This is a genomic window from Streptomyces fructofermentans (assembly GCF_014651055.1).
Classification (GTDB): domain Bacteria; phylum Actinomycetota; class Actinomycetes; order Streptomycetales; family Streptomycetaceae; genus Streptomyces; species Streptomyces fructofermentans.
The window spans coordinates 78,973-104,058 of the sequence record NZ_BMWD01000030.1 but is presented as its reverse complement, the minus strand read 5'-3'; the positions used below and the strand labels follow the sequence as shown (position 1 = coordinate 104,058).

At 74.5% G+C, this 25,086-nt stretch carries 17 protein-coding genes; 4 read left to right on the top strand and 13 right to left on the bottom strand.

Features of this window, described 5'->3' with window-relative positions; all coding sequences use genetic code 11:
• The first annotated feature begins 463 nt into the window (after nucleotides 1-463).
• Complete coding sequence (locus IE265_RS31860) at nucleotides 464-4,717, top strand: SCO5717 family growth-regulating ATPase (RefSeq protein WP_190039219.1); 4,254 nt, start codon at nucleotides 464-466, stop codon at nucleotides 4,715-4,717.
• A gap of 241 nt (nucleotides 4,718-4,958) precedes the next feature.
• On the opposite strand, the gene IE265_RS31855 is transcribed toward IE265_RS31860, so the two are convergent.
• From IE265_RS31855 to rimP, 9 genes are all read right to left on the bottom strand, one after another.
• Nucleotides 4,959-5,912 carry a bifunctional riboflavin kinase/FAD synthetase gene (locus IE265_RS31855; RefSeq protein WP_190039218.1) on the bottom strand — a complete coding sequence of 318 codons (954 nt, stop codon included), beginning with the start codon at nucleotides 5,910-5,912 and terminating at the stop codon, nucleotides 4,959-4,961.
• Between the two features lie 159 nt (nucleotides 5,913-6,071).
• Entirely contained in the window at nucleotides 6,072-9,944 is a 3,873-nt protein-coding gene (locus tag IE265_RS31850) for a trypsin-like peptidase domain-containing protein (protein ID WP_190039217.1), read from the bottom strand.
• Between the two features lie 690 nt (nucleotides 9,945-10,634).
• On the bottom strand, nucleotides 10,635-11,540 hold the full coding sequence (gene truB / locus IE265_RS31845; RefSeq protein WP_190039216.1) for a tRNA pseudouridine(55) synthase TruB: 906 nt from the start codon (nucleotides 11,538-11,540) through the stop codon (nucleotides 10,635-10,637).
• Entirely contained in the window at nucleotides 11,537-11,989 is a 453-nt protein-coding gene (rbfA, locus tag IE265_RS31840) for a 30S ribosome-binding factor RbfA (RefSeq protein WP_190039215.1), read from the bottom strand. The genes truB and rbfA overlap by 4 nt, the downstream gene beginning before the upstream one ends.
• 99 nt (nucleotides 11,990-12,088) lie before the next feature.
• Entirely contained in the window at nucleotides 12,089-12,385 is a 297-nt protein-coding gene (locus IE265_RS31835) for a DUF503 domain-containing protein (RefSeq protein WP_190039214.1), read from the bottom strand.
• Between the two features lie 231 nt (nucleotides 12,386-12,616).
• A complete protein-coding gene (infB, locus tag IE265_RS31830) occupies nucleotides 12,617-15,763 on the bottom strand; it encodes a translation initiation factor IF-2 (protein ID WP_190039213.1) in 3,147 nt (1,048 codons plus the stop codon).
• Nucleotides 15,764-15,925: 162 nt separating this feature from the next.
• Nucleotides 15,926-16,207, bottom strand: coding sequence for a YlxR family protein (locus IE265_RS31825; RefSeq protein WP_190039212.1), 282 nt, complete (start codon nucleotides 16,205-16,207; stop codon nucleotides 15,926-15,928).
• A gap of 102 nt (nucleotides 16,208-16,309) precedes the next feature.
• Nucleotides 16,310-17,332, bottom strand: a complete 1,023-nt coding sequence (gene nusA, locus IE265_RS31820; protein WP_190039211.1) for a transcription termination factor NusA — start codon at nucleotides 17,330-17,332, stop codon at nucleotides 16,310-16,312.
• Nucleotides 17,333-17,334: 2 nt separating this feature from the next.
• The gene (rimP, locus tag IE265_RS31815; protein WP_190039210.1) at nucleotides 17,335-17,943 is read right to left on the bottom strand and encodes a ribosome maturation factor RimP; all 609 of its coding nucleotides are present in this window, start codon (nucleotides 17,941-17,943) and stop codon (nucleotides 17,335-17,337) included.
• Nucleotides 17,944-18,149: 206 nt separating this feature from the next.
• Here rimP and IE265_RS31810 point away from each other — a divergent pair, with 206 nt between their 5' ends.
• From IE265_RS31810 to IE265_RS31800, 3 genes are read left to right on the top strand one after another with little or no spacing between them, the layout of a single operon-like run.
• Nucleotides 18,150-18,728, top strand: coding sequence for a hypothetical protein (locus tag IE265_RS31810; RefSeq protein WP_190039209.1), 579 nt, complete (start codon nucleotides 18,150-18,152; stop codon nucleotides 18,726-18,728).
• Nucleotides 18,725-19,198, top strand: coding sequence for a ferritin-like domain-containing protein (locus IE265_RS31805; protein WP_190039208.1), 474 nt, complete (start codon nucleotides 18,725-18,727; stop codon nucleotides 19,196-19,198). The genes IE265_RS31810 and IE265_RS31805 overlap by 4 nt, the downstream gene beginning before the upstream one ends.
• 27 nt (nucleotides 19,199-19,225) lie before the next feature.
• Entirely contained in the window at nucleotides 19,226-20,119 is an 894-nt protein-coding gene (locus IE265_RS31800; RefSeq protein ID WP_190039207.1) for an aminoglycoside phosphotransferase family protein, read from the top strand.
• Nucleotides 20,120-20,333: 214 nt separating this feature from the next.
• Here IE265_RS31800 and IE265_RS31795 read toward each other — a convergent pair whose 3' ends face one another.
• The 4 genes from IE265_RS31795 to ispG form a co-directional block, all read right to left on the bottom strand.
• Nucleotides 20,334-22,028: a proline--tRNA ligase gene (locus IE265_RS31795; RefSeq protein ID WP_190039206.1), complete on the bottom strand. Its 1,695-nt coding sequence runs from the start codon at nucleotides 22,026-22,028 to the stop codon at nucleotides 20,334-20,336.
• 72 nt (nucleotides 22,029-22,100) lie between these two features.
• Nucleotides 22,101-22,670, bottom strand: coding sequence for a GNAT family N-acetyltransferase (locus IE265_RS31790; protein WP_190039205.1), 570 nt, complete (start codon nucleotides 22,668-22,670; stop codon nucleotides 22,101-22,103).
• Nucleotides 22,671-22,789: 119 nt separating this feature from the next.
• Nucleotides 22,790-23,638, bottom strand: a complete 849-nt coding sequence (locus IE265_RS31785) for a GNAT family N-acetyltransferase (protein WP_190039204.1) — start codon at nucleotides 23,636-23,638, stop codon at nucleotides 22,790-22,792.
• A gap of 269 nt (nucleotides 23,639-23,907) precedes the next feature.
• On the bottom strand, nucleotides 23,908-25,065 hold the full coding sequence (gene ispG, locus IE265_RS31780) for a flavodoxin-dependent (E)-4-hydroxy-3-methylbut-2-enyl-diphosphate synthase (RefSeq protein ID WP_190039203.1): 1,158 nt from the start codon (nucleotides 25,063-25,065) through the stop codon (nucleotides 23,908-23,910).
• Nucleotides 25,066-25,086 lie beyond the last annotated feature (21 nt).

Sequence of the window (25,086 nt, the reverse complement as noted above, 5' to 3'; positions counted from 1 at the left end):
GCGGGCTCCTGCCGTACGCGTCCGGCCGGACGTGCGGGGTGGCGGGGCGGGCTCGCTCCGGGTGGGCGGAGTGACCGGGCGGGCGTCTTGGCGGGGACGCGTGCGAGTCCGCGGTGCCGCGCGCTCCCGAATTCCCCTCACCCGTCCAGCACTTCACGGGTTCCCGCGACCCTTCGGCGCGAACTGCCCTCCTTAGGTGCACTTTTGCCCATTTCGTCGACCACGCAGGCCTGTTCATGAGTGGTTTCTGGCCAGGGTGTGACTGAGTGGCTGGTACCGGAGGGGTGGACGGGCCTGCCGTGGGGGTGGTTGTGGTGATTAGGCTGGGGTGGGCGCGGTGCCTGAACCCTTCGACAGGACCGCCGCGTCACAGGGGGAGACGGGGCGGATCACACGGCCCCGGACGACGAGAACGGTCGCCCCGGCACGGCATCGAGGGTGCTCGACCACACCAGGAGGAATTGTGAACAGCGATCGGGACGGGATCCGCGGGGGCTGGGCCACACCCGGCGATGACCAGTCCGACGCGGAGTCCGCCGTCGAGACGACGGGCGAGTTCACCATCGACTACGCCCCGCCCGCCTGGTACACGCAGAACGCGTCCGGGAGCCACGAGCCCTCGTCGGCTCCCGCCGCGGAGGCGGAGACCACTGAGGCGGAGACCGCGAACGACGCGGACGACGCGGACGACGCGAAGGAAGCCGAGGACGCCGAGAAGGGCGCGGACGCGGGGAGCGGCACGGACGCGGAGAGCGCGGGCGCCGCGAACGACGCCGACGCCGCCGACGCCGCCGACCCCGCTGCAGCCGACACGGAAGCCGCGGAGCGGGAGGGCGCGGCGGACGGACCCGCTGCCGTCGACCGCCCGAGCCCGGCCCCGGCCGCGACTGCGACCGGGCATCAGGGAACCTCCGGTGCTTCGAGCGCGCCCGTCCCCACCTTCGCTCCCGGGGCTCCTTTCATTCCGCCCGCGCCCCCCGGCGCTCCGTCCACTCCGGTGGCTCCCGCAGCCGGCCCCACCGCCGTACCGGGGTTGCCCGTGGGCGGCGGATCCGAGCCCGGTGGCCCGAACGCCGGTACCGGCGGGCCCGCCGCCCTGCCCGGCTTCCAGGGACACTGGGCCCCGCCCGTTCCCCCTGCGGCTGCGGCCGACGCGGCTTCCGCGCCGGACCGGGCTCCTGCGGCCGACGTGCCCTCCGCGCCCGGGCCCGATGTGTCCTCGGCAGAGGTACCCGAGGCACCCGAGGCCGGGAACGGGGACGTCGAGAGCGGCGCGACGATGCGGATCTCGTCCGTCGCGCTGAAGCGTCAGATCGCGGAGCGGGCCGACGCCCCCGCGGACGCCCCCGCCGAGGACTCGACCGGAACCGCTCCCGGTACCGCCGAGACGACCGGCTCAACCGGCGCGGCCGACAAGGCGGTTGCCGAGCCGACCGACACCGCCCGCGCCGCCTCCTCCGACGCGCCCGGCACGGTGTCCGGTGACGCCGGCGCGGCCGAGGACGCGGGCGGCGACGAGGCCGGCGCCGTACAGGAGTCCGCGGAAGTCGACGACTCGCCGCGCGTTGACGTGACGGCCGACGGCCCCGGGGGTGTCGGCGACGCCGACGCCGTTCCCTCGGCGGAGGCCCCCTCACCGCAGGACGCGAGGACCGACGACGCGGTGAGCGGCGACGCGGTGAACGGCGACGTGGTGAACGGCGACGCGCAGCCCGAGGACGCGCGGCCGTCCGCCGCCGGGCCCGCCGAACACGCCGCCGAGCCCCAGGACGCCGCACCCCAGGACTCGGCGCCGGCGGCCGGTGCTCCCGCGGCCGACGCCCCGGTGGCCGACGCCGTGCGGGACACGCCTCCCGCGTGGGCTCCGCCGCCGCTGCCGCAGGGCGGGCTCCCGCCGCTGCCACCCGCCTACCAGCCCGCGGCTCCCGCGCCTGCCGCCCAGTGGCCGGCCTCGGCGGCCGAGGGCGCGCAGGCGCCGGTCCGCGCCGAGGCTCCGGCCCAGCCGTCCGTACCTCCGCAGGGCGGGTCGCCCTACCAGCCGCAGGCCCCGCAGCCCTCACCGCAGAGCTGGCAGACCTCCACGGAGGCGCCCGCTGCCGCCGGGCCGGAAGCGGCACCCGCTGTCGCACCGCAGCCCGGCGGGTACGGATTCCCGCAGTTCAGCGCGCCGGGCGCGGCTCCGGCCCCGCAGGACGCCGTGCCCGGAGCGGCTCCCGCGGCGCAGCCGGCCCCCGGCGTCCCGCAGCCTGCTGTCCCGAGCGCACCGCCGCAGCAGCCGGCCCAGACGGCACAACCGGCTCAACCGGCTCAACCGGCTCAACCGCAGGCTCCCGTCCCCGTGCCGGAGGCGGTACCCGCTCCCGCACCGCAGCCCGGCGCGTACGGATTCCCGCAGGCGGCTCCCGTACCGGCGCAGCCCGCTCCCCCGGCACCCCAGGACGGCTACGGACTCCAGCAGCCGGGTCACCCCGCCCCGCCCCAGCAGCCTTCGCCCGCGCAGCAGCAGCCCGCTCCCGCCCAGCAGGCTCCGGCGGCGCCGGGCACACCGGCTCAGGGACCCGGTTACGGCTTCCCGCAGCCGGGTGTTCCGGCTCAGGACGCGGCCGACTCCCCTGCCCAGGCGGCCGGTTACGGGTTCCCCCAGCAGACGGCACCGGCGCCGGAGGCCCGGCCCGCGCCGAACGCACAGGCCGGTTACGGCTTCCCGCAGTCCGGGGCGCCCGACTCCGCCGGCCAGCACGGGGGTTACGGCTTCCCCCAGCAGCACCCGGCACCGCACGCGGCCGCTCCGCAGGGCCCGGCCCCGCAGGCCCCCGCCCCGCACGATCCGGCACCGCACATCCCGGCCCAGCAGTCACCGGCGCCCCAGCCGCCGGCCCCGCAACCCTTCCCCCAGCAGGGCCGGCCCCACCAGCAGCCCGCGCAGCAGCAGCCCGCGCAGCCGGCCGAACCGCAGCCCGAGCCCGCGCCGCAGCAGCCGCCCGTCGACCCCAGGGCGGGTACCGCCTGGCCGCAGCCCGTGCAGCACGACCAGCGGCAGCGGACCAACCCCGGTGCTCCGCTCGGCTACACGGCGGCCGTGGAGCTGTCGTCGGACCGGCTGCTCAACAAGAAGCAGAAGGCCAGGAGCGGTCGGCCCGCCGCCGCTTCCTCCCGCTTCAAGCTCGGGGGCAAGAAGGAGGAGGCCGAGCGGCAGCGCAAGCTGGACCTGATCCGGACGCCGGTCCTGTCCTGCTACAAGATCGCCGTGATCAGCCTCAAGGGCGGCGTGGGCAAGACGACCACGACCACCGCGCTCGGTGCCACGCTCGCCACGGAGCGGCAGGACAAGATCCTCGCCATCGACGCCAACCCCGACGCGGGCACGCTCGGTCGCAGGGTGCGCCGGGAGACCGGGGCGACCATCCGCGACCTCGTCCAGGCGATCCCGTACCTCAACTCGTACATGGACATCCGGCGGTTCACCTCGCAGGCGCCGTCGGGGCTGGAGATCATCGCCAACGACGTCGACCCCGCCGTGTCCACGACGTTCAACGACGAGGACTACCGGCGCGCAATCGGCGTTCTGGGCCAGCAGTACCCGATCATCCTCACGGACTCGGGCACGGGCCTCCTCTACAGCGCGATGCGCGGTGTGCTCGACCTCGCCGACCAGCTCATCATCATCTCGACGCCGTCCGTGGACGGTGCGAGCAGCGCGAGTACGACGCTGGACTGGCTCTCGGCCCACGGGTACGCGGACCTGGTGTCACGGTCCATCACCGTGATCTCCGGGGTGCGCGAGACCGGAAAGATGATCAAGGTGGACGACATCGTCGGCCACTTCGAGACGCGCTGCCGCGGTGTGGTCGTGGTGCCGTTCGACGAGCACCTCGCGGCGGGCGCCGAGGTCGACCTCGACATGATGCGCCCGAAGGTCCGCGAGGCGTACTTCAACCTGTCGGCCCTGGTCGCCGAGGACATCGCGCGCCACCAGCAGTCGCAGGGGCTGTGGACGTCGGACGGCAACCCGCCGCCGGTCGCGGCCCCGCCGATGCCCGGCGGGCCGATCCCCGGCCGGCACGTCCCGGGCCAGCACATTCCCGGCCAGCACGTCCCTGGCCAGCCGATCCCCGGGCAGGCGGCTCCCGGGCAGCCGATCCCAGGTCAGCCCATCCCCGGGCAGGCTCCTCACTACGGGTATCCCGCGCAGCCCGCCGAACCCCACCCGCAGCAGCACCAGCAGCCCCAGCCCCAGCCCCAGCCCCAGCAGCCGTACCCCGGCGGGCCCTCCTACCCCCAGCCCGGTGCCGCGCCCCAGCAGCAGCCTCCCGCGGGCGGTCACGCCCAGCCCGAGCAGGGCGGCTACGCGCAGCCCCAGCAGGCCGGTTACGCCCAGCCCCAGCCTGGCGCGTACCCGCAGCCGCCCCAGCAGCAGGGCCCGCCCGGGTACCCCGCTGCGTACGGTCACCCCGGTCCCGCGGGTCAGCCGGCCCCTCAGCCCGAGCAGGGCGGGTACGCGCAGCCCCAGCCGGGCGCCCCCTTCCAGCAGCCCCAGGCGGCGCCCGCCCCGGGGCAGCCCTTCCAGCAGCACCCGCCGGCCCCCGCACCCGGTCAGCCGTTCAACCCGAACGCCCCCGGCGTGCCGTACCCCGGCCCGCCGCAGCAGCCGCAGGCGGGCCAGGAGCCGGCTCCCCAGGAGGGCCAGGGGCAGCAGAACCCGCCGCCCCAGCAGTGACGCCGTCCACCGGCCGGGCACCGCCCGGCCGGTGGGACCGGCGCGCCCCCGTTCCGCACCACTCCCGCTCGCACGAGGAAGGGCCCGCACCGTGTCGTCACGGTGCGGGCCCTTCACGTATCTCCCCCGGCGGCGGTGGGCACGTCCCCGAATTCTGCTGACGCCCACTCAGAAGCCGTGCTTCCGGGGCCTGTTGCCGCGACGGGTGTCCGTCCGGCGGTGGGGAACGGCCGGAGCGGCGCTACTCGCTCTCGGCGGCCTCGATCAGTTCCCGCGACCGCTTCACATCGTCGCCGATCGCTTCGAGCAGCGCCTCGATGGACTCGAACTTCGCCTGCCCGCGCACGAAGGCGAGGAAGTCGACGGCCACGTGCAGTCCGTACAGGTCGAGTCCCACGCGGTCGATGGCGTACGCCTCGACCGTGCGCTCGGTGCCGTCGAACTGCGGATTCGTACCGACGGAGATCGCGGCGGGCATCGCCTCGCCCTGCGCGTGCAGCCAGCCCGCGTAGACGCCGTCGGCGGGGATCGCGGTGTGGGGCAGGGTCTCCACGTTGGCGGTGGGGAAGCCGAGTTCACGGCCTCGCTGGGCACCGCGGACGACGACGCCCTCCACTCGGTGCGGGCGGCCGAGGATCTCGCGCGCGCCCTCGACGTCTCCCTCGGCCACGAGCCGCCGGGTCAGGGTGGACGAGAAGGGCTCGCCGCCGCCGGCCTCACCGGTCACGTACAGGTCCACCACGTCGACCTCGAAGTCGTACGTCTCGCCCTGCCCGGTCAGGAAGGCGACGTTGCCCGCGGCCTTGTGGCCGAAGCGGAAGTTGGGGCCCTCGACGACGGCCTTCGCGTGCAGCTTGTCGACGAGGACCTTCACCACGAAGTCGGCGGGCGAGAGCTTCGAGAACTCCGGGGTGAAGGGCAGGATGAGCAGCGCGTCCACGCCGAGTTCCGCCATCAGCTCGGCGCGCCGGTGGTGCGGCGCGAGCAGGGGCGGGTGGCTGCCGGGCCGCACGACCTCGCTCGGGTGCGGGTCGAAGGTGACGACGACGGACGGGACACCCAGCTCCCGTGCCCGCTCCACGGCATGGCTGATGATCAGCTGGTGCCCGCGGTGGACGCCGTCGTACGAGCCGATGGTGACCACGCTGCGCCCCCAGTCCTGGGGGATGTCCTCCAAACCACGCCAGCGCTGCACTGTGACCGCTCCTCGTCGAACCTGTGTCCGTGTCTGCCTCATACGCAGGTCTAAGGGTGCCATGCCGCGTCCGCTCGGCTCGCATCGGCATGGGGGCTGTGACGGGCGGCACGTGACGGCGGCCGGGTCGCGGGTGCGCCGGCCGCCGCCGGTCCGGGCCTAGGCCGGGACGGGCGCGCCCGCCGGGTTCCCGATCATGCGCCGGGTGCCGGGGCCGACCAGCGCGGTCCACTCTCCGGGCGCGTCGGCCAGCCAGTGGGCCACGAGCGCGGCGAACGCCGGGTCGCGGCGGCCCAGGTCGACGAGTGCGCGGTCGAACCGGGCCGCTCCCTCCGGGGTCCGGACGAGGAGCCGGCCGGCGTCGAGCACGGCCGTGCGCGTGTGCTCCTCGCCGCTGTGCGCCGCGCCCGCCGCCGCGGCGCGCACCAGCGCGTCCAGGACGGCCGGGTCGTCCTCCCGGGCCAGCAGGAGCTCCAGGAACTCGCGCCGCAGGTGGGCCGACTCCGGTGTGCCGGGCGCGGCGAACACCTCGGCGAGCGCGGCACGCAGCAGCGGTGTGCCGCCGTCGAGCAGCCCTCCGACCAGGGGGCGCAGTACGCCGCGCGCGGGGAGACCGCGTTCCAGCCGGCGTCGTACGGAGGCCGCCACGTGCGCGGCCGAACCGGGCCGCCGCCCGACCGTGTCGCGGAGGAGGTCCGCCACACGCGGGGCCAGCGGAGGGGTGGCGGCCTCGACGAGCGGGCGCAGCACGTCGTCGCCGTCCGGCTGCCGCAGCCGGTCCCGGAACGCGTCGAGCACCGCCTCGGGATGCGTGGCGAGCGCGGCGGCCGGCGCGCTCGCGGGCAGCCTCGGGTCGCCCGCCCTGAACCGGGCGAGGGCCTGGGGCAGGTGGCGGGCCCGGGTCTGCGGATCGCGGACGAGGAGGGCCAGCGCGCTGCCGTGCAGGGTGCAGTCGCCGGGGCGCCCGAGCAGGGCGAGCGCGGCGCCGCGCAGCAGTTCGCGGTCGGCCTCCGCGCGCGCGTGCGGTGCGGTGCGCAGCCCGTGCGCGACCGCGGCGGCCCGGCGCGCGGGCCGCTCGTCCCGCGCCCAGCGCGCGACGGCTCTGCACACCGCCGAGGGCTCGTCCCGCGCGAGGACGGCCAGGAGTTCCTCCGCACGGGGGTGCCCGCTCCCGGCCAGCGTCTCGATGAGGTCGTCCGGGGCCCGGTGCCGGTGGGTGTGCAGGAGCACCTGGGCGGCGGTCGCGACGGTGACCTCGGGCGTGGCGGGCAGCGGACGCCCGTCGTCGAACCAGTGGGTGAGGTGGGGCTGTACGGCGGCGGGGTCGGCGGCGAGCCGCCGGGACACGGTGTCCAGGTAGCGGGGTTCGGCGGCCGGTGGCGCCGCGTCGGCCACCACGAGCCGGCGCAGCAGGTCGAACCGGTGTGCCTCCGGCAGCGGGAGCCCGGCCCAGAATCCGGGCCCGAACCCCCCCGGCACGCGCCGGCCCCCGGCCCGCCAGGACACCACCCGCTCGGCGAGATGTCGCAGCACTCCGAGGTGCGGGGTCGCGTCGGGCACCCGGAGCAGGGTGGCCCGCAGGAGGTGGCCGGCCCACCAGGCCCCGGGAGCCGAGGACTCCAGGCGGTCGACGGCCCCGAGCAGTTCGCGCAGGCGGAGGGTGAGTACGGCGTCGCCGTGTTGACGCGGGACCAGGAGCAGCGCCTGGAGTACGGGCCCGATCCGGTGCCGTGGCACCGGATCGGGCCCGGCGGAGTCGTCGTGCCGCCCGGCCGCAGGGAGGAGCGCGGGGGCACCCGCACGACGGGCCGCCGGACCGTCGGCGCCCTCGCCCCGGTCCCGGCCCGCCGCCCCCTCCCCCGCGCCCCCGGCCCGCTGCCGGACCACCGAACCCCCCGCACCCCCGGCCCGCCGCCGGACCACCGAACCCTCCGCGCCCGCAACCCCGTGGCGAACCGGCGAACCCTCGGCACCCCCGGCCCGGCCCCGCGACGACGCCCCCTCGGCGCCCGTAACCCCGTCCCGGACCGGCGGGGCGGCCACGCCCTCGCCCCTGGCCCCGTGCAGCGGGCGTTCCGCCCGCGAGGTCCCGTCGCGGACCTCCCGGTGGACCAGCGCGTCGAGTGCCGCGCCCAGGTCGAGGTGCACGCCCTGGATCCAGTCGGCGAACTCCTCGTGGGCGAAGCGGTAGCCGTCGCCCGCGGGCACGAGGAGTCCCTCGGCGAGCACGGCGGAGGCCCAGCCCGTGCAGCCGCCGAGGCGCCGGTCGGGCACCGGTCCCCACGGGAACAGCGACTCGAAGGACGCCCGGTCCAGTTCCCCGTGCCCCGGTCCGAGGCAGCGCCGCGCGGCCACGTGCACCTGACCGGACACACGGGCCGCGAGCCGTCGTACCGCCGTGCCGCGCAAGCCGTTCGCCGCCGCGAGCCGCACGGCGACCCGCAGGCACATCAGGTCGAGATACGCCGCGAAGACCTCCTCGCGGCCGATCCGGCCCGGCCTGGCACCGGACATCGCGGCCACGACCTGCGACAGGAGCCGCAGCGTCAGCGGGTGGCGCGCGTCGGACCCGTGCAGGACTCCCTCCGGAACTCCGTGGCGCTCCCGGGCCCGCAGCGCCTCGCCCTCGTCCAGATCGCCGAGCCGTACGCAGGCGGGGAGCCCGCCGGACCACCCGTCGGGCTCGGCGTCCGCATGCCCGCACACGTGCAGCGACTCCGGCGGGAACCAGTGCCCCGCCCGCTCCCAGTGCTCCGTCCGGCAGGCCACGACGAGCCGCGCGCCGTTCGCCTCCAGCCAGTCGGCGGTCGCCGCCGTCCACTCGGGCAGCCGCCGGAGCAGGGCGGGCGGCATCTCCTCCGGGCCGTCCAGGAGCAGCAGCAGGGGCCGTCCCGCGTCCCGCGCGAGGCGGGCCGACCGCCCGGGTCCTGGCTCAGCGGTCGGGTCACGCCGGTCGCCCGGCCCGCCGGCCCCTGATCGCGACGGCCGCGTGTCCGTGCCCGTGCGGGTGCGCGTGTGCGTGCCCGTGTGCGCCGGTCGCCCGGACGGCCCCGGGTCCGGGACCCACCCCTGCGGAGCCGGCCCGGCGGCTACCGTGCCCAGGCCGGGGGCCGCCGCGATGCGGGCCGCCCGTTCCAGTGCCCGCCGGGCCGCGTCCGCGACCGACCTGTCGCCGTCGAGGAGATCGGCTCCGCGCAGCCACAGGGTCGGTGCCGGCGCCGCGCCCCCGCGACGCCGCGCGGCAAGGGCCGCCAGTTCCGTCGTACGGCCGCTGCCCGGGGCCCCGACGAGGCCGAGCACCGTACGCGGGCCGTCGGCGAAGGCCGTCAACTCCCGGAGCACCGAGCCGCGTTCGACGGGAACGGCGTCACCCGACGCCGGTGGTGGCGCGAGGGTCGCGGTCAGCTCCAGCACACCCGCGAGGTTCAGGTCGGCGCCGTACGCGGGGACGGAGGAGGCGTTGCGGGCCAGCAGCCCCGCGAGTTCCCCGTCGGCCGTCGCGGAGTCCGCGCGCAGGGGGACTGCGAGGCCGCCCACTTGCTGTCCGGAGTGCAGCGCTGTGCCGAGGACGGCGACGACGGCGCCGGTCGAGGCGTCGACGACCGGCCCCCCGGACGCGCCCCCGCCGGGCCGCAGGGCATCGCGGCCCGCCGTGCCGATGGCCAGTTCCAGGGCGGCGCCGACACGGTGGGCACGGCCGGCCGCCGTGTACGTCACCGCGGAGGTGCCGAGCACGCGGGCTTCCCGCCAGCCGCCCGCGGCGACACGGACGTACGCGCCGGTGCCGACCGCCCCGCGGGCCGCGATCGGCAGCGGGGCGAGGCCCAGGCCGGTGGTGCGTACGAGTGCGAGGCCCAGCCCGGGGAGGAAGGTGATGTCGTCGGCGGTCACCGGGCAGCTGCCGCCGTCGGGGGCGTGGACGACGAGCCGGGCCTGACCGTCGACGGCCTCGTGGCTGGTGACCACCGTGCCCCGGTTGTCGGCCGCGAACCCCGCTCCGCGCGGCCGTCCGGCCCCGTCGCGGATCCGCACCAGGGCCCTGGCCGCGGGCTCCTCGCCCGGACCGGAGGCGCCCTCGGCCCGCGCCCCTCCGGGCCGACCGTCCCCGGCCCGTACTGCCCCGGTCCCCGAGCCCTCCCCCGGCACGGGCCAGGTAGCCGCGCTCCCGGCGGATACGTGCCCGGCCCGGTCGGGGGCCCCGTGCCGGCGGCCGTCACCGGACTCGCCCCGGGCCGCCTCCCCGGCGCCCGGACACCCGCGCCACGAGGGCCCGGCGGACTCCCACCCGGCCCGAGCCGCATCCGGCATGCCCCGGAGGGCGTCCCGCACGGACCGGGCGGCGTCCGGTACGGTCCCGGCGGCGTCCCTCTCGGCCCGGACCGGGTCCGGCGCGGCCGTCGCGGTGTCCGGGGGCCGACGACGACTCCCTGCCCGCGGGCCCCGTCCCGCCATCTCCGACCTCCCCGCCGCGCCCGGCGCACTGTGCTGCCGACGCCTCGGTTCCGACGGTAGGCGCGGGGTGATCGGGCACGACAGCTCCCGAGCCGAACAAGCCCCCTTCCGCTCCCCGAGTTCACTCCGAGCGCCTGCCCGGACGGGTGAATGCGGCGGGGTGGATGGATACACCCTTGGGTGGGGGAACCGAAGGGGGACAGTGGAGCGGCGCGCACGCCTGACCCGTGCACGCCGCTCCACCACGATCGGGCCGGTCCGGCCCCTGTCTCAGCCGAACACGGCCAGGCTCTTGGCCTTGCCCTTCTGCTCCTCCACCAGCGCCAGGAAGCGCCCCTCGGGGTCGAAGACCCCGACCGCCCCGGCCCCGGCGTACTCGTCGGGCATCTCCAGACGCACACCGTTCAGCAGGAGGCGCCCGCGCCCGGTGTCCACGTCCCAGCGCGGGAACGCGGCCTCGGCGGCCTCAGCGAGCGGCATCACCGTCAGCTCCTGCTGGAGCTGGTCGAGGGTGCGCGCGGAGTCGAGCTTGTACGGGCCCACGCGGGTGCGCCGCAGTGCCGTCAGATGGCCGCCGACGCCCAGGTCGGCGCCCAGGTCCCGGGCGAGCGCCCGGATGTAGGTGCCGGACGAGCAGACCACCGAGACGACCAGGTCCAGGACGGGCGTGCCGTCCTCGGCGACCGCGTCCCGGACGTCGTACACGGCGAACGAGGAGATGCGTACCGGACGGGCCGGGATCTCGAAGTCCTCGCCCTCGCGGGCCCGCTTGTACGAGCGCACGCCGTCGATCTTGATGGCGCTGACCTTGGACGGCACCTGCATGATGTCGCCGCTCAGCTTGGCGATGCCCGCGTCCACGGCCTCCCGGGTCACGCCCGAGGCGTCCGTGGACGAGATGAGGTCGCCCTCGGCGTCGTCGGTCAGGGTGTTCTGCCCGAGCCGGATGGTGCCGAGGTACTCCTTCTCGGTCAGCGCGAGGTGCCCGAGGAGCTTGGTCGCCTTCTCGACGCCGAGCACGAGCACGCCCGTCGCCATGGGGTCGAGGGTGCCCGCGTGCCCGACGCGGCGGGTCCTCGCGATCCCGCGCATCTTGGCGACCACGTCGTGCGAGGTGAAGCCCGACGGCTTGTCCACGATGACAAGGCCGTCGGGCGTCCGGTGCTTCTCGGTCATGCGGTGCTGTCGTCCTCGTCCTCGTCCTCGCCCGGCTTCCGGTACGGGTCCGCCTCACCGGCGAAGGCCGCTCCGGCCGAGACCTCGCGCACCTTCGCGTCCGAGGCCCGCGCCTTGTCGAGCAGGTCCTCGATGGTCTTGGCGGTGTCCGGCAGGGCGTCGGCGACGAACGTCAGCGTCGGCGTGAACTTCACGCCCGCCGCGGCACCCACGGCCGACCGGAGCACGCCCTTGGCGCTCTCCAGGCCCGCGGCGGCCTCGGCACGCTCCTCGTCGTCCCCGTACACCGTGTAGAAGACGGTCGCCTCCCGGAGGTCCCCGGTGACCCGGGTGTCCGTGATGGTCACATGCGAACCGAGCCGCGGGTCCTTGATCCCGCGCTGCAGCTTCTGGGCCACCACCTCTCGGATGAGGTCCGCCAGCTTCTTCGCCCGCGCGTTGTCGGCCACTGGTCCGTCTCCCTCTTTCCCGCTGTTCATGCTGCTGTCTTGCCGCTGTCTTGCTGTTCTCTTGCCGATCGTGCGCGTCCGACTCGCGTCGCCGCGCGATCAGTCGTCGTCCTCGCCGTGGAGACGCCGTCGCACCGACAGCAGCTCCACCTCGGGACGACCGGCGACCAGGCGCTCGCACCGGTCGAGTACGTCGGTCACGTGCCCCGCGTCCCCCGAGACCACCGCCAGGCCGACCACGGCCCTGCGGTGGAGGTCCATGTGCTCGACCTCCGCCACGCTCACCGCGTACTTGCGTTGGAGTTCGGCCACGATCGGGCGGACGACGGAGCGCTTCTCCTTCAGCGACCGTACGTCGCCGAGGAGCAGGTCGAAGGACAGAGTCCCCACGTACATATGTGTGTCCGGATGTCCCGCCGGTACGGGATAGATGGCCCGGCCAAGCTCTTGGCAGGGACACCAGAACGGTACAACGAACCCGGGTGCCGCTCGACGGAGTTTCGCCCCTGCCGCCCCCGCCCGAGGAGACGGGAGGGTGCGGCAGGGGCCGAAAACCCCGAGGGGGCCGGCCGACGGGAACGAATCCCCGTCGGCCAACCCCACACGGATACAGCCGGGCCTCGGACGTTACGAGCGCGGCTTCTCGCGCATCTCGTACGTCGCGATGACGTCGTCGATCTTGATGTCGTTGAAGTTTCCGAGGTTGATACCGCCCTCGAAGCCTTCGCGGATCTCGGTGACGTCGTCCTTGAAGCGGCGCAGACCGGAGATGGTGAGGCTCTCCGCGATGACCTTGCCGTCGCGGAGCAGCCGCGCCTTGGTGTTGCGCTTGACCTCGCCGGAGCGGACCAGCACACCGGCGATGTTGCCCAGCTTGGACGAGCGGAAGACCTCGCGGATCTCCGCCGTGCCGAGCTCGACCTCTTCGTACTCCGGCTTGAGCATGCCCTTGAGGGCCGCCTCGATCTCCTCGATGGCCTGGTAGATCACCGAGTAGTAGCGGACGTCGACGCCCTCGCGCTCCGCCATCTGCGCCGCGCGGCCCGCAGCGCGGACGTTGAAGCCGATGACGATGGCGTCGGAGCCGGTCGCCAGGTCGATGTCCGACTCGGTGACCGCACCCACGCCGCGGTGCAGGACGCGGATGTCGACCTCTTCGCCGACGTCGAGCTGGAGCAGCGAGGACTCGAGGGCCTCCACCGAACCGGACGCGTCGCCCTTGATGATGAGGTTGAGTTCCTGCACCAGACCGGCCTTGAGCGCCTCGTCCAGGTTCTCCAGGGAGAACCGGACTCCGCGCCGGGCGAAGTTGGCGTTGCGCTCACGCGCCGCGCGCTTCTCGGCGATCTGACGCGCCGTGCGGTCCTCGTCGACGACCAGGAAGTTGTCGCCGGCACCGGGGACGTTGGTGAGACCCAGGACCAGGACGGGGGTCGACGGACCCGCTTCCTCGACGTTGTTGCCGTTGTCGTCGAGCATCGCCCGGACACGGCCGTACGCGTCGCCGACCACCATGGTGTCGCCGATGCGCAGCGTGCCGCGCTGGACCAGGACCGTCGAGACGGCACCGCGGCCGCGGTCGAGGTGGGACTCGATCGCGATGCCCTGCGCGTCCTGCTCCGGGTTGGCCCGCAGGTCGAGCGAGGCGTCCGCGGTGAGGACCACGGCCTCCAGCAGGCTCTCGATGTTGAGGCCCTGCTTGGCGGAGATGTCGACGAACATCGTGTCGCCGCCGTACTCCTCGGCCACCAGACCGAACTCGGTGAGCTGACCGCGCACCTTGGTCGGGTCGGCACCCTCGACGTCGATCTTGTTGACCGCGACCACGATCGGCACGTCGGCCGCCTTGGCGTGGTTCAGCGCCTCGATCGTCTGGGGCATCACACCGTCGTTGGCCGCCACCACGAGGATCGCGATGTCGGTCGACTTGGCACCACGGGCACGCATGGCGGTGAACGCCTCGTGGCCCGGGGTGTCGATGAAGGTGATCCTGCGCTCTTCACCGTTGACCTCGGTGGCCACCTGGTAGGCACCGATGTGCTGGGTGATGCCGCCGGCCTCGCCCGCGACGACGTTCGTCTTGCGGATGGTGTCGAGGAGGCGGGTCTTTCCGTGGTCGACGTGACCCATGACGGTCACGACCGGCGGACGCGCCACGAGGAACTCCTCGCCGCCCTCGTCCTCGCCGAACTCGATGTCGAAGGACTCGAGCAGCTCGCGGTCCTCCTCCTCGGGGCTGACGATCTCGAGGACGAAGTTCATCTCGTCCGCGAGGAGCTTCAGCGTCTCGTCGGAGACGGACTGCGTGGCAGTGACCATCTCGCCGAGGTTCATCATCACGCCGACGAGCGACGCGGGGTTCGCGCCGATCTTCTCCGCGAAGTCGGTGAGGGACGCACCGCGCGACAGGCGGACGGACTGTCCGTTGCCGCGAGGCAGCATCACGCCGCCGACCGACGGGGCCTGCATGGCCTCGTACTCCTGGCGCCTCTGCCGCTTCGACTTGCGACCACGACGCGCGGGACCGCCGGGACGGCCGAAGGCGCCCTGCGTGCCACCACGGCCACCGGGACCACCGGGACGACCGCCGAAGCCGGGACGACCGCCGCCGCCACCGGGACCACCGGGACGACCGGCGAAGCCGCCGCCACCGCCACCGGGACCACCCGGACGACCGGCGAAGCCGCCGCCACCGCCACCGGGACCACCCGGACGACCGGCGAAGCCGCCGCCACCGGGACGACCGCCGCCGGCACCGCCGGGACGACCGCCACCGCCGCCGGGACCGCGGCCACCGGGGCCACCGCCGCCGGGACGCGGGCCCGCAGCGGGACGCTGCGGCATCATGCCGGGGTTCGGACGGTTGCCGCCCGGACCGCCGGGGGCGCCGCCGGGACGCGGGGCCTGCGGACGGGGCATGCCGCCGGGAGACGGACGACCGCCGCCGGGACCGCCCTGCGGACGCGGAGCGCCGCCGGGACCGCCCTGGGGACGGGGACCACCCTGGCCCGCGCCCTGGGGGCGCGGAGCGCCCGGGGCACCGGGGCCGCCGGGACGCGGGGCGCCGCCGGGACGGGGCGCCTGCGGGCGCGCCATGCCGGTGGAGCCACCAGAGGTGAAGGGGTTGTTGCCCGGACGCGGGCCGGCGGGACGACCACCGGGACGCGTGCCCTGGCCGCCGGGACGCGGGGCGCCCTGACGGTCGCCGCGCTCACCACGGTCGCTGCGCTCGCCACGGCCCTGACCGGGACCACCCTGGCCGCCCTGTGCGGGGCCTGCCGGACGGACACCGGGCTTCGGGGCGCCGGGACGGGCGCCGGCGGGGCGCTGACCGGCCGGTGCCGCGGAGGCGGCCGGAGCCGCCGGAGCCGCGGGCGGCGCCGTGAACTCGGGTGCCGCGGGAGCCGGAGACGCCGGAGCGGGCTTCGGCGCGGGCTTGGGACCCGGGGTCGGGCGCGGACCGGCGGACGGGGCCGCCGCTGCCGCGGGCTTCTCCGCGGCGGCCGGCTTCGGGGCCGGCGGGCGCGGGGCGGCCGGACGTGCCGACTGCGCCGGAGAGGGGGCGCCCGGCCTGGCGGGCGCGGCCTTGCGCGGGGCGGGCTTGCCGCCGCCGTTGCCCTGCTGCAGGGCGTCAGTCAGTTTGCGTACTACAGGCGCCTCGATCGTCGAGGACGCCGAACGGACGAATTCACCGAGTTCTTGGAGCTTGGCCATGACGACCTTGCTCTCCACCCCGAACTCCTTGGCGAGTTCGTATACCCGGACCTTAGCCACTTCGCTCCTTTTAGGTCCGGGTTGCGTCCGGACCGTCGCTACTTCATGGGCGTACTCATCGCGTGCTCATCGAGTGCTCATCGCAATCTCGACCTACTTCCAACTCGCGGGGTACCAGGGCCGCACGGGGCTCCGTACGACACGTCTTGCCTTGTTGCCTGCTCAGCAACTGTCCGTCCGCCCGACGTAGTGGCGCAACGCCTCAGTGTCGAGCGGGCCCGGGGCACGCAGCGCCCTCGGGAAGGCCCGGCGGCGGACCGCCAGGTCGAGACAGACCAGGGCGGGGTGTACATACGCACCCCGGCCGGGCAGCGTACCGCGTGGATCAGGGGCGCATTCGCCTCCGACCGCCACGGTGCGCAGCAGATCGGTCTTGGCCGCTCGCTCCCGGCACCCCACACAGGTGCGTTCAGGGCATGCGCGGGCTTGCGTCCGGCCAGACACTCTTAAGTCTACCTCCCTGCACCGACCTCACCCCTTTGGGGCAAGTATCGAACAGTTGCCGCACAGAAATCTGACGTGATCCAAACCACCTGCGGTCCGGATCTATTCCCCGGTCCGCCCGGCGGGCCGGTCGCCGTCCTCGTCACCGGTCTGCTCGGTGTCCGGACGGATGTCGATGCGCCAGCCGGTGAGGCGTGCGGCCAGGCGGGCGTTCTGCCCCTCCTTGCCGATCGCCAGCGAGAGCTGGTAGTCGGGGACCGTCACCCGTGCGGAACGGGCCGCGAGGTCCACGACGTCGACCCGGGAGACCCTGGCCGGGGAGAGCGCGTTCGCGACCATCTCGGCCGGATCGTCCGACCAGTCGACGATGTCGATCTTCTCGCCGTTCAGCTCGGCCATGACGTTGCGCACGCGCCCGCCCATGGGGCCGATGCAGGCGCCCTTGGCGTTCAGCCCCGACCGGGTGGACCGGACGGCGATCTTCGTGCGGTGACCGGCCTCGCGGGCGATCGCGGCGATCTCGACGGAACCGTCGGCGATCTCCGGGACCTCCAGCGCGAAGAGCTTCTTGACCAGGCCCGGGTGCGTGCGCGACAGGGTCACGGACGGACCTCGCACGCCCTTCGCCACCCGTACGACGTACGACCGCAGCCGCAGGCCGTGCTGGTACGACTCGCCGGGCACCTGCTCCTGCACCGGCAGGATGGCCTCCAGCCTGCCGATGTCCACGAGCACGTTCTTCGGGTCGCGGCCCTGCTGGACCACGCCGGTGACGATGTCGCCCTCACGGCCGGCGTACTCGCCGAGCGTCGCGTCGTCCTGCGCGTCCCGCAGGCGCTGCAGGATGACCTGCTTGGCGGTGGTGGCCGCGATGCGTCCGAAGTCCGACGGGGTGTCGTCGAACTCGCGCGCCTCCTGCCCCTCCTCCAGGTCCTGGGGGTCCTCCTTCGCCCACACGGTCACATGGCCGGTCTCCCGGTCGAGCTTGACGCGCGCGTGGCGGCGGCTTCCCTCGGTGCGGTGGTAGGCGATGAGGAGGGCCGACTCGATCGCCTCGACCAGCAGGTCGAAGGAGATCTCCTTCTCCCGCACCAAGCCCCGCAGGGCACTCATGTCGATGTCCACGGCTACGCCTCCTCCTCTTCCTTCATGTCCTCGGTGTCCTCGACGCCGTCGGTGTCCTCGACACGACCGGCGCCCGAACTGTCCGTGTTGTCTGCGTCGTGTGCACTATCTGCACTGTCCGCACTGTCTGCGTTGCTCTTGCGGTTGAACTCCACCTGGACCCGCGCCTTGGCGACGTCCGCGAACGCGAGCCTCCTGGTGGTGGGCCTGCGCCCCTTCACACCGGGTACCTCGACGTCGACGCCCTCGTCGTCCACCGCCAGGATCCGGGCGACCACTTCGCCGCCGTCCGCCAGCTGGAACCGCACCAGGCGGCCGGTGGCACGTACGTAGTGACGGTGTTCGCCGAGTTCGCGCTCGGCACCCGGGGTGCCCACTTCGAGGGTGTACTCGCCCTGGCCCATCGCGTCGGTCTCGTCGAGCTTCGCCGAGAGCGCGCGGCTCACATCGGCGATCGCGTCCAGGTCGGCACCCTCGTCGGAGTCGACGACCACGCGCAGCACCCGCTTGCGTCCGACCGAGTCCACCTCGATCTCCTCGAGATCGAGTCCCTGCGAGCTGACGAGCGGTTCCAGGAGCTCTCGCAGCCTCTCGCTCTGGGTGGTGCTCATCCGGGTGACTCCTCGGCCGCGTGTGCTGTTGTGGGTTGGTCGTGTGTCAGGTCAAAGGGTATCCGGTCCCAGGGGGTGTTGCCGTCCACCCCGGCGTGCCCCGGATCGGGCGGGCGCCGCTGGTGGGTGCGGGGGCGCCACCCGGGTACGGTGATCACCGGCCTGTCGCCCCATTCGTTCGAACGAGCCCTCCGAGGACGTCTGCCGTGTCGTTCACTTTGCCGTCGCGCACCCCTTCCGGGCCGCGCCGAAGGAGCCTGCTGACCGGAGCAGCCGGTGCGGGCACCGCCCTGCTCGTGGGCTGCTCCGCCCCCGACACCTCCTCCGGGACCACCAAGGGGAGTCCCTCCGCGGCCGACCGGGCACGCGCCCGCGGGGCCCGCGACAGCGAGGCGCTCGCCGGGCGGTACGCGGCCGTGCTCGCCGCGCATCCCGGTCTGGACGAGCGGCTGTCGCCGCTGCGCGCCGAGGTCGTACGCCACGTGGAGGCGTTCGGCGGCGACCGGCGGGAGTCCGCGTCCCCCTCGGCCTCCCCCTCCCCCGCCGCGTCCACCCCCAGCGCCGTGGCCGCGGGCCCCTCCGGTGAGGCGTCGGCGACGGCCTCGCCCGGGGTGCCGGCCACGGAGAAGGACGCGCTGGCGCAGCTCGCCGCCGCCGAGCGGGAGTTGGCGGACCGGCGCGCGAAGGAACTGGTCGGGGTACCGGGGGAACTGGCACGCCTGCTGGCCTCGGTGGCGGCCGCCGGTGCCGTGCACGCGTTTCTGCTGACGGAGGACGAGAAGTGAGCGGGTCCGGGAAGCCTTCGGCGGAGCTGACGGCCGTACAGGCCGCGCTGGCCGCCGAGCACGCCGCCGTCTACGGCTACGGGGTCGTGGGCGGCAGGATCGACGAGGCCGGGCGGGCCGCGGCCCGGGCCGCGTACGACGCGCACCGGGCGCGGCGCGACGAACTGGCGCGGGCCGTACGCGACCTGGACGCCGACCCCGTACCGGCGTCCGCCGCGTACGCGCTGACGTTCCCGGTCGAGGACGCGGCGTCCGCGGTGCGGTTCGCGGCCGAGCTGGAGGACCGGGTGGCGGGGGTGTACTCCGACCTGGTCCGGGCCTCGGAGGGGGACCGGCGGCGCGCGGCGGCGGACGCCCTGCGGGAAGCCGCGGTGCGCGCGGTGCGCTGGCGCGGCGAGAGCGTAGCCTTCCCTGGGCTCGCCGAGCGGTCGGCGGCCCCCTCCGCTCCGCCGGCGTCGCCCGCGGACTGACGCCCACGGGAAGGGAACGACTCGCGTATGGCTTTCGAACCGCCTCGTCGTCTGGTCAAGGCGCTCGGCGAGACGGCACCGGGCGGTGACGACTGGCTGGAGAGGCTGCCCGAGGCGGCCCGGCAGGCCGTCGCGCTACGCGAGTCGACCGTGGAGCGCGTACAGGTGCCCGGCGGGCGCAGCAGCCTGGTGGTCCTCGTCAGGCTGCCGGACGACACCCCCGCCGTGCTGAAGCTCGCGCCGCCCCGGGCCCGTCCGGAGAGCGAGCGGGCCGCCCTCGCGCACTGGGACGGACGCGGTGCCGTACGGCTGCTGGACGCCGCGGGGCCCGAGGGGGTCCTGCTGCTGGAGCGGCTGCACCCGGACGTGTCGGTGCGTTCGCTGCCCGAGGCCAAGTCGATGCTGGAGGCGGCGGGCGCCCTGCGCAGGCTGTGGGTCGAGCCGCCGGCCGGCCAGGTCTTCGAGACGGTGGCCGAGCGGACGGGCCGGCAGTCCGAGGCGATGCGTGCGGGTGCCGACGCGGAGGCGGCGCCCCTGGTCGACGCGGCGCTCGCGGTGCGGGCCGAGCTGCTGGTGTCGCCGCCCGAGACCCGGCTGCTGCACGGCACGTTCCGGCAGAGCAAGGTCCTGGCGGGCGAGCGCAGCCCCTGGCTGGCCGTGGGGCCGGACCCCGTGGTCGGCGAGTGCGCCTTCGACCTGGCCCGGCTGGTCCGCGACCGTGTCGAGGACCTGATCGCCACGTCCTCGGGGGCGGCCACCACCCGCCGCCGTGTGAAGCGGCTCGCGGAGTCCCTGGAGGTGGACCAGGAGCGGCTGCGCGGCTGGACCCTGTTCCGGGCCGTGGAGTCGGGCGTACGGGCCCGGCGCGTGGGCCGGGCCCAGGACGCGGAGCTGCTGCTGGAGTTCGCGAGCTGGCTGTAGGCCGGCCCCTTGGGCGGGACCTCCGCGGGGGCGCAGACCCCATCCCCCGCGGAGCCCTCGTGTGCCACCCCGGCCCCACGCCGTGCGCCCGGTTCCCGCCGGCCCGCGCGCGAGGACTTGCGGCGCCGGACGGCCGCCGCCCCGCTCCGGACGGCGTACGTCCTGGGCGGGGCGGGGACCCGGTGCGCGGAGCGGGGGCCGCGGCCCCCGGTCGCTAGGCCGTCAGACGGGCGATCGCCTCGTCCACCGTCAGCTCCTCGCGCTCACCGGTGCGGCGGTCCTTCAGCTCCAGGACGCCCTCGGCCGAACGCCGCCCGGCCACCAGGATCTTGGGCACGCCGATCAGTTCGGCGTCCGTGAACTTCACGCCGGGCGAGACGCCCGCGCGGTCGTCCACGAGCACGCGCACACCGGCGGCGCCCAGCTTCTCCGAGACGTCGAGCGCCAGCTCGGTCTGGAGCGCCTTGCCCGCCGCGACGACGTGGACGTCGGCCGGGGCGATCTCGGCGGGCCAGACCAGGCCCTGCTCGTCCGCGTGCTGCTCGGCGATGGCCGCGACCGCGCGCGAGACACCGATGCCGTACGAGCCCATGGTCACGCGGACGGGCTTGCCCTCCCGGCCGAGGACGTCGAGCTGGAGGGCGTCGGCGTACTTGCGGCCGAGCTGGAAGACGTGGCCGATCTCGATGGCGCGGTCCAGCACGAGGCCGGTGCCGCAGACGGGGCAGGGGTCGCCCTCCTGCACGACCACGGAGTCCACGTACTCGTCGACCTCGAAGTCGCGGCCCGCGACGACGTTCTTCGCGTGCGTGCCCTCCCGGTTGGCGCCCGTGATCCAGGCGGTGCCGGGGGCGACGCGCGGGTCGGCGAGGTAGCGGACCTTCTCCAGGCCCTGCGGGCCGACGTAGCCGCGTACGAGGTCGGGGCGGCCCACGAAGTCCTCGGCCGTGACCAGCTCGACGGCGGCGGGGGCGAAGTGCGCCTCCACCTTGTCCATGTCGACCTCGCGGTCGCCCGGGACGCCCACGGCCACGATCTCGCCGTCCACCTTGACCAGCAGGTTCTTCAGGGTGGCGGAGGCGGGGACGCCCAGGTGCGCGGCGAGCGTCTCGATGGTCGGGGTGTCCGGGGTGGGGATCTCCTCCAGGGCGGGGACCCCGGCGGCGTCGACCGGCTTCAGCGCGTAGGTGATCGCCTCGGTGTTGGCGGCGTAGTCGCAGTTCGGGCAGTCGGCGAAGGTGTCCTCGCCGGCGGCGGCCGGGGCCAGGAACTCCTCGGACTTGGAACCGCCCATGGCGCCCGCGGTGGCCGCGCAGATGCGGTAGTCCAGACCCAGGCGCGTGAAGATCCTCTGGTACGCCTCGCGGTGCAGCGCGTACGACGCGGCCAGGCCCTCGTCCTCCAGGTCGAAGGAGTACGAGTCCTTCATCAGGAACTCGCGGCCGCGCAGGATTCCGGCGCGCGGGCGGGCCTCGTCCCGGTACTTGTTCTGGATCTGGTAGAGCGACACCGGCAGGTCCTTGTAGGACGAGCACTGGTCCTTGACCAGGAGGGTGAAGATCTCCTCGTGGGTGGGGCCGAGGAGGTAGTCGCCGCCCTTGCGGTCCTTGAGGCGGAACAGCTCGGGGCCGTACTCGTCCCAGCGGCCCGTCGCCTCGTAGGGCTCCCTGGGCAGCAGGGCGGGCAGCGTGACCTCCTGGGCGCCGATGGCGTCCATCTCCTCGCGGACCACGCGCTCCACGTTGGCCAGCACCTTCTTGCCCAGCGGCAGCCAGGACCACAGGCCGGCGGCGGTGCGGCGCACGTAGCCGGCGCGCACCAGCAGCTTGTGGCTGAGCACCTCGGCGTCCGCCGGGTCGTCACGCAGTGTCTTGACCATCAAACGGGACATGCGCTGGACCTGGGCCATGATTCTCGACTCCTGCTGCGTAAGGGTGATGGCTAGGAGGTTAGCCGGGGGGCACCCGTCGCCGGAAATCCGTTATCGGCGCAGGAGTGGCAGCGGGGCGCCCATCACCGCGTACGGTTTCGGCGCGCTGGGGAACACCACCTGCCTGGCCAGGTCCTGGTAGCCGAGCGAGCGGTAGAGCCCGCGGGCCGGGCTCTCGGTGTCGATCGCGGACAGGATCGACCGCGGCTCGGCGGCGGCGTCCGTCGCGGTCGTGATCAGTGCGCGGCCCACGCCGATGTTCTGGAAGTCCGGGTGGACGTGCAGTTCGGTGATCACGAACGAGTCGTCCAGCCACGCGTCGTGGCCCTGGCCGCGCAGATAGGGCTCGACGATCGTGGACCACCAGTGCGTACGGTCGTTGGGCATGCCGTAGACGAATCCGACGAGCCGTCCGTCGGCGGTGGTGGCGCCGAGTGCCCGGGCGCCCCGGCAGGTGAGGTGGCGCAGCACGATCTGGCGCCGTACGGCGATCTCGTCCGGGCCGAGCCCGAAGGCCACGGCCTGCACGGCGAGTGCCTCGTCGACCCGGACGGCCAGGTCCAGCGGGCCGATCACGACGTCGTCGGGCGTACGGGGGCCCGGGCCCGGGAAGCGCAGCATGCCGGGGAGACTACCCGTGCGCCGGGCGGGATCGGCGCGCGGACCGGGCGGCCCGAGCGGGTCGGACGCGATCCGGTCGGGGCGGGGGCGACCGCACCGGCGGGGAGGCGCCGCGTCCGTCAGAACAGGACGCTCATGAACGCCCCGACCTCCTGGAAGCCGACCCTGCGGTAGGTCGCCCGGGCGGCCGTGTTGAAGTCGTTGACGTACAGGCTGACGACCGGGGCCACGTCCGCGAGGGCGTAGCGCAGGACGGCAGCCATCCCGGGTGCCGCGACGCCCCGGCCCCGGTACTCGGGCGCGACCCAGACCCCCTGGATCTGGCAGGCGTTCGGCGTCGCGGCGCCGATCTCGGCCTTGAAGACGACCCGGCCGTCGGCGTCGAGGCGGGCGAACGAGCGTCCGGAGCCGACGAGTTCGGCGACCCTCGCCTGGTAGAGGAGGCCGCCGTCACCGGCGAGCGGCGAGATGCCGACCTCCTCGGTGAACATCGCCACGCACGCCGGCATGATCGTCTCCATCTCGTCCTTGCGGATGCGGCGGACGTACGGATCCGGGGTGACGTCGGCGGGGAGGCGGTCGGTGACCATCAAGGGCTGGCGCGGGCGGACCTCGCGGGCGGGGCCCCAGCTCGGCTCCAGGAGGCGCCAGAGCAGGGAGGTGGCCTCGGCCGGGCCGACGATGGAGGAGCAGCGGCGGCCCGCCCTGCGGGCGCGGTCCGCGAAGGCGCGGACGGCCCGGGGGCCGGCGCAGATCGGGACCAGGTTGGCGCCCGCGTAGCACAGGGACGTCAGCATGCCGTCCTCGTACCAGCCCCACATCTCGCCGCCGAGGCGCCAGGGGTCGAGGCCGGCGACCTGCACCCGGGAGGTCACGAAGGCGTTCGCGACCGGCTCGCGGTCGAGGACGGCGAGTGCCGCGTCCAGGTCACTCGGTGCGAGGACCCTGGTGGTCGTCTGCGTCAACACGTACAGGTGCCTTCACCATCAGGTCTGCTGGTCTCCGCACTGTACCTGGCGGCAATGTGGCGCGCCGCCCGGTGGGTCGGGCGCGGTGGGCGTCCGGGGAGGCGGGGCGGTCGCCGCCCGTGCCGGGTCCCGTCCGGGCTCCCGGCGGTGGTCGGGTGCGGGGCCTCGGCCACGGGCGCGGCCGCCCCGGTACGCGGCGCCGGACGGGCCGGTGACCGGCTCGTCCGGCGGCTGCGGGCCGGGGCGGGACGTGGGTCGGGGCGGGCGGGTCAGCCGGCGACCGCGACCGAGGGCTCGCCGGAGGCGACGCCGTCGGCCTCCATCTGCTCGGCGATCTTCAATGCCTCTTCGATGAGGGTCTCCACGATCTTCGACTCGGGGACGGTCTTGATGACCTCGCCCTTGACGAAGATCTGTCCCTTGCCGTTGCCGGACGCCACACCGAGGTCGGCCTCACGGGCCTCGCCGGGGCCGTTGACGACGCAGCCCATGACCGCGACGCGCAGCGGGACCTCCATGCCCTCCAGCCCGGCCGTGACCTCCTCGGCGAGCTTGTAGACGTCGACCTGGGCGCGTCCGCAGGACGGGCAGGAGACGATCTCCAGGCGGCGCTGCTTGAGGTTGAGCGACTCCAGGATCTGCATGCCGACCTTGATCTCCTCGGCGGGCGGAGCCGACAGGGAGACCCGGATGGTGTCGCCGATGCCCTCGCTGAGCAGCGCGCCGAAGGCGACGGCGGACTTGATGGTGCCCTGGAACGCGGGACCCGCCTCGGTCACACCGAGGTGCAGCGGGTAGTCGCACTGCGCCGCCAACTGCCGGTAGGCGTTGACCATCACGACCGGGTCGTTGTGCTTGACCGAGATCTTGATGTCACGGAAGTCGTGCTCCTCGAAGAGGGACGCCTCCCACAACGCCGACTCCACCAGCGCCTCCGGCGTGGCCTTCCCGTACTTCTGCAGCAGACGCCGGTCCAGCGAGCCCGCGTTCACCCCGATCCGGATCGGGGTCCCGGCGTCCCTCGCCGCCCGCGCGATCTCCTTCACCTGGTCGTCGAACTGCTTGATGTTGCCCGGGTTGACCCGCACGGCCGCGCAGCCCGCGTCGATCGCGGCGAACACGTACTTCGGCTGGAAGTGGATGTCCGCGATCACCGGGATCTGCGACTTGCGCGCGATCGTCGCGAGCGCGTCCGCGTCGTCCTGCGTCGGACACGCCACCCGCACGATCTGGCAGCCCGACGCCGTCAGCTCGGCGATCTGCTGCAGCGTGGCACCGATGTCCGACGTACGCGTCGTCGTCATCGACTGCACCGACACGGGTGCGTCCCCGCCCACCGCCACGGTTCCGACCTGGATCTGCCGGCTCTTGCGGCGCTCGGCGAGCTTGGTCGGAACGGACGGCATGCCGAGTGAAATCGCAGTCATCTGCTGTGCAACCCCAAGGTA

Bases quoted from the DNA above. Each gene is read 5' to 3' on its own strand.
- IE265_RS31800 (WP_190039207.1), top strand. From the start codon at position 19,226: ATGGCTTTCGAACCGCCTCGTCGTCTGGTCAAGGCGCTCGGCGAGACG.
- truB (WP_190039216.1), bottom strand. From the start codon at position 11,540: ATGACCGAGAAGCACCGGACGCCCGACGGCCTTGTCATCGTGGACAAG.
- IE265_RS31795 (WP_190039206.1), bottom strand. From the start codon at position 22,028: ATGGCCCAGGTCCAGCGCATGTCCCGTTTGATGGTCAAGACACTGCGT.
- rimP (WP_190039210.1), bottom strand. From the start codon at position 17,943: ATGAGCACCACCCAGAGCGAGAGGCTGCGAGAGCTCCTGGAACCGCTC.
- IE265_RS31790 (WP_190039205.1), bottom strand. From the start codon at position 22,670: ATGCTGCGCTTCCCGGGCCCGGGCCCCCGTACGCCCGACGACGTCGTG.
- IE265_RS31835 (WP_190039214.1), bottom strand. From the start codon at position 12,385: ATGTACGTGGGGACTCTGTCCTTCGACCTGCTCCTCGGCGACGTACGG.
- ispG (WP_190039203.1), bottom strand. From the start codon at position 25,065: ATGACTGCGATTTCACTCGGCATGCCGTCCGTTCCGACCAAGCTCGCC.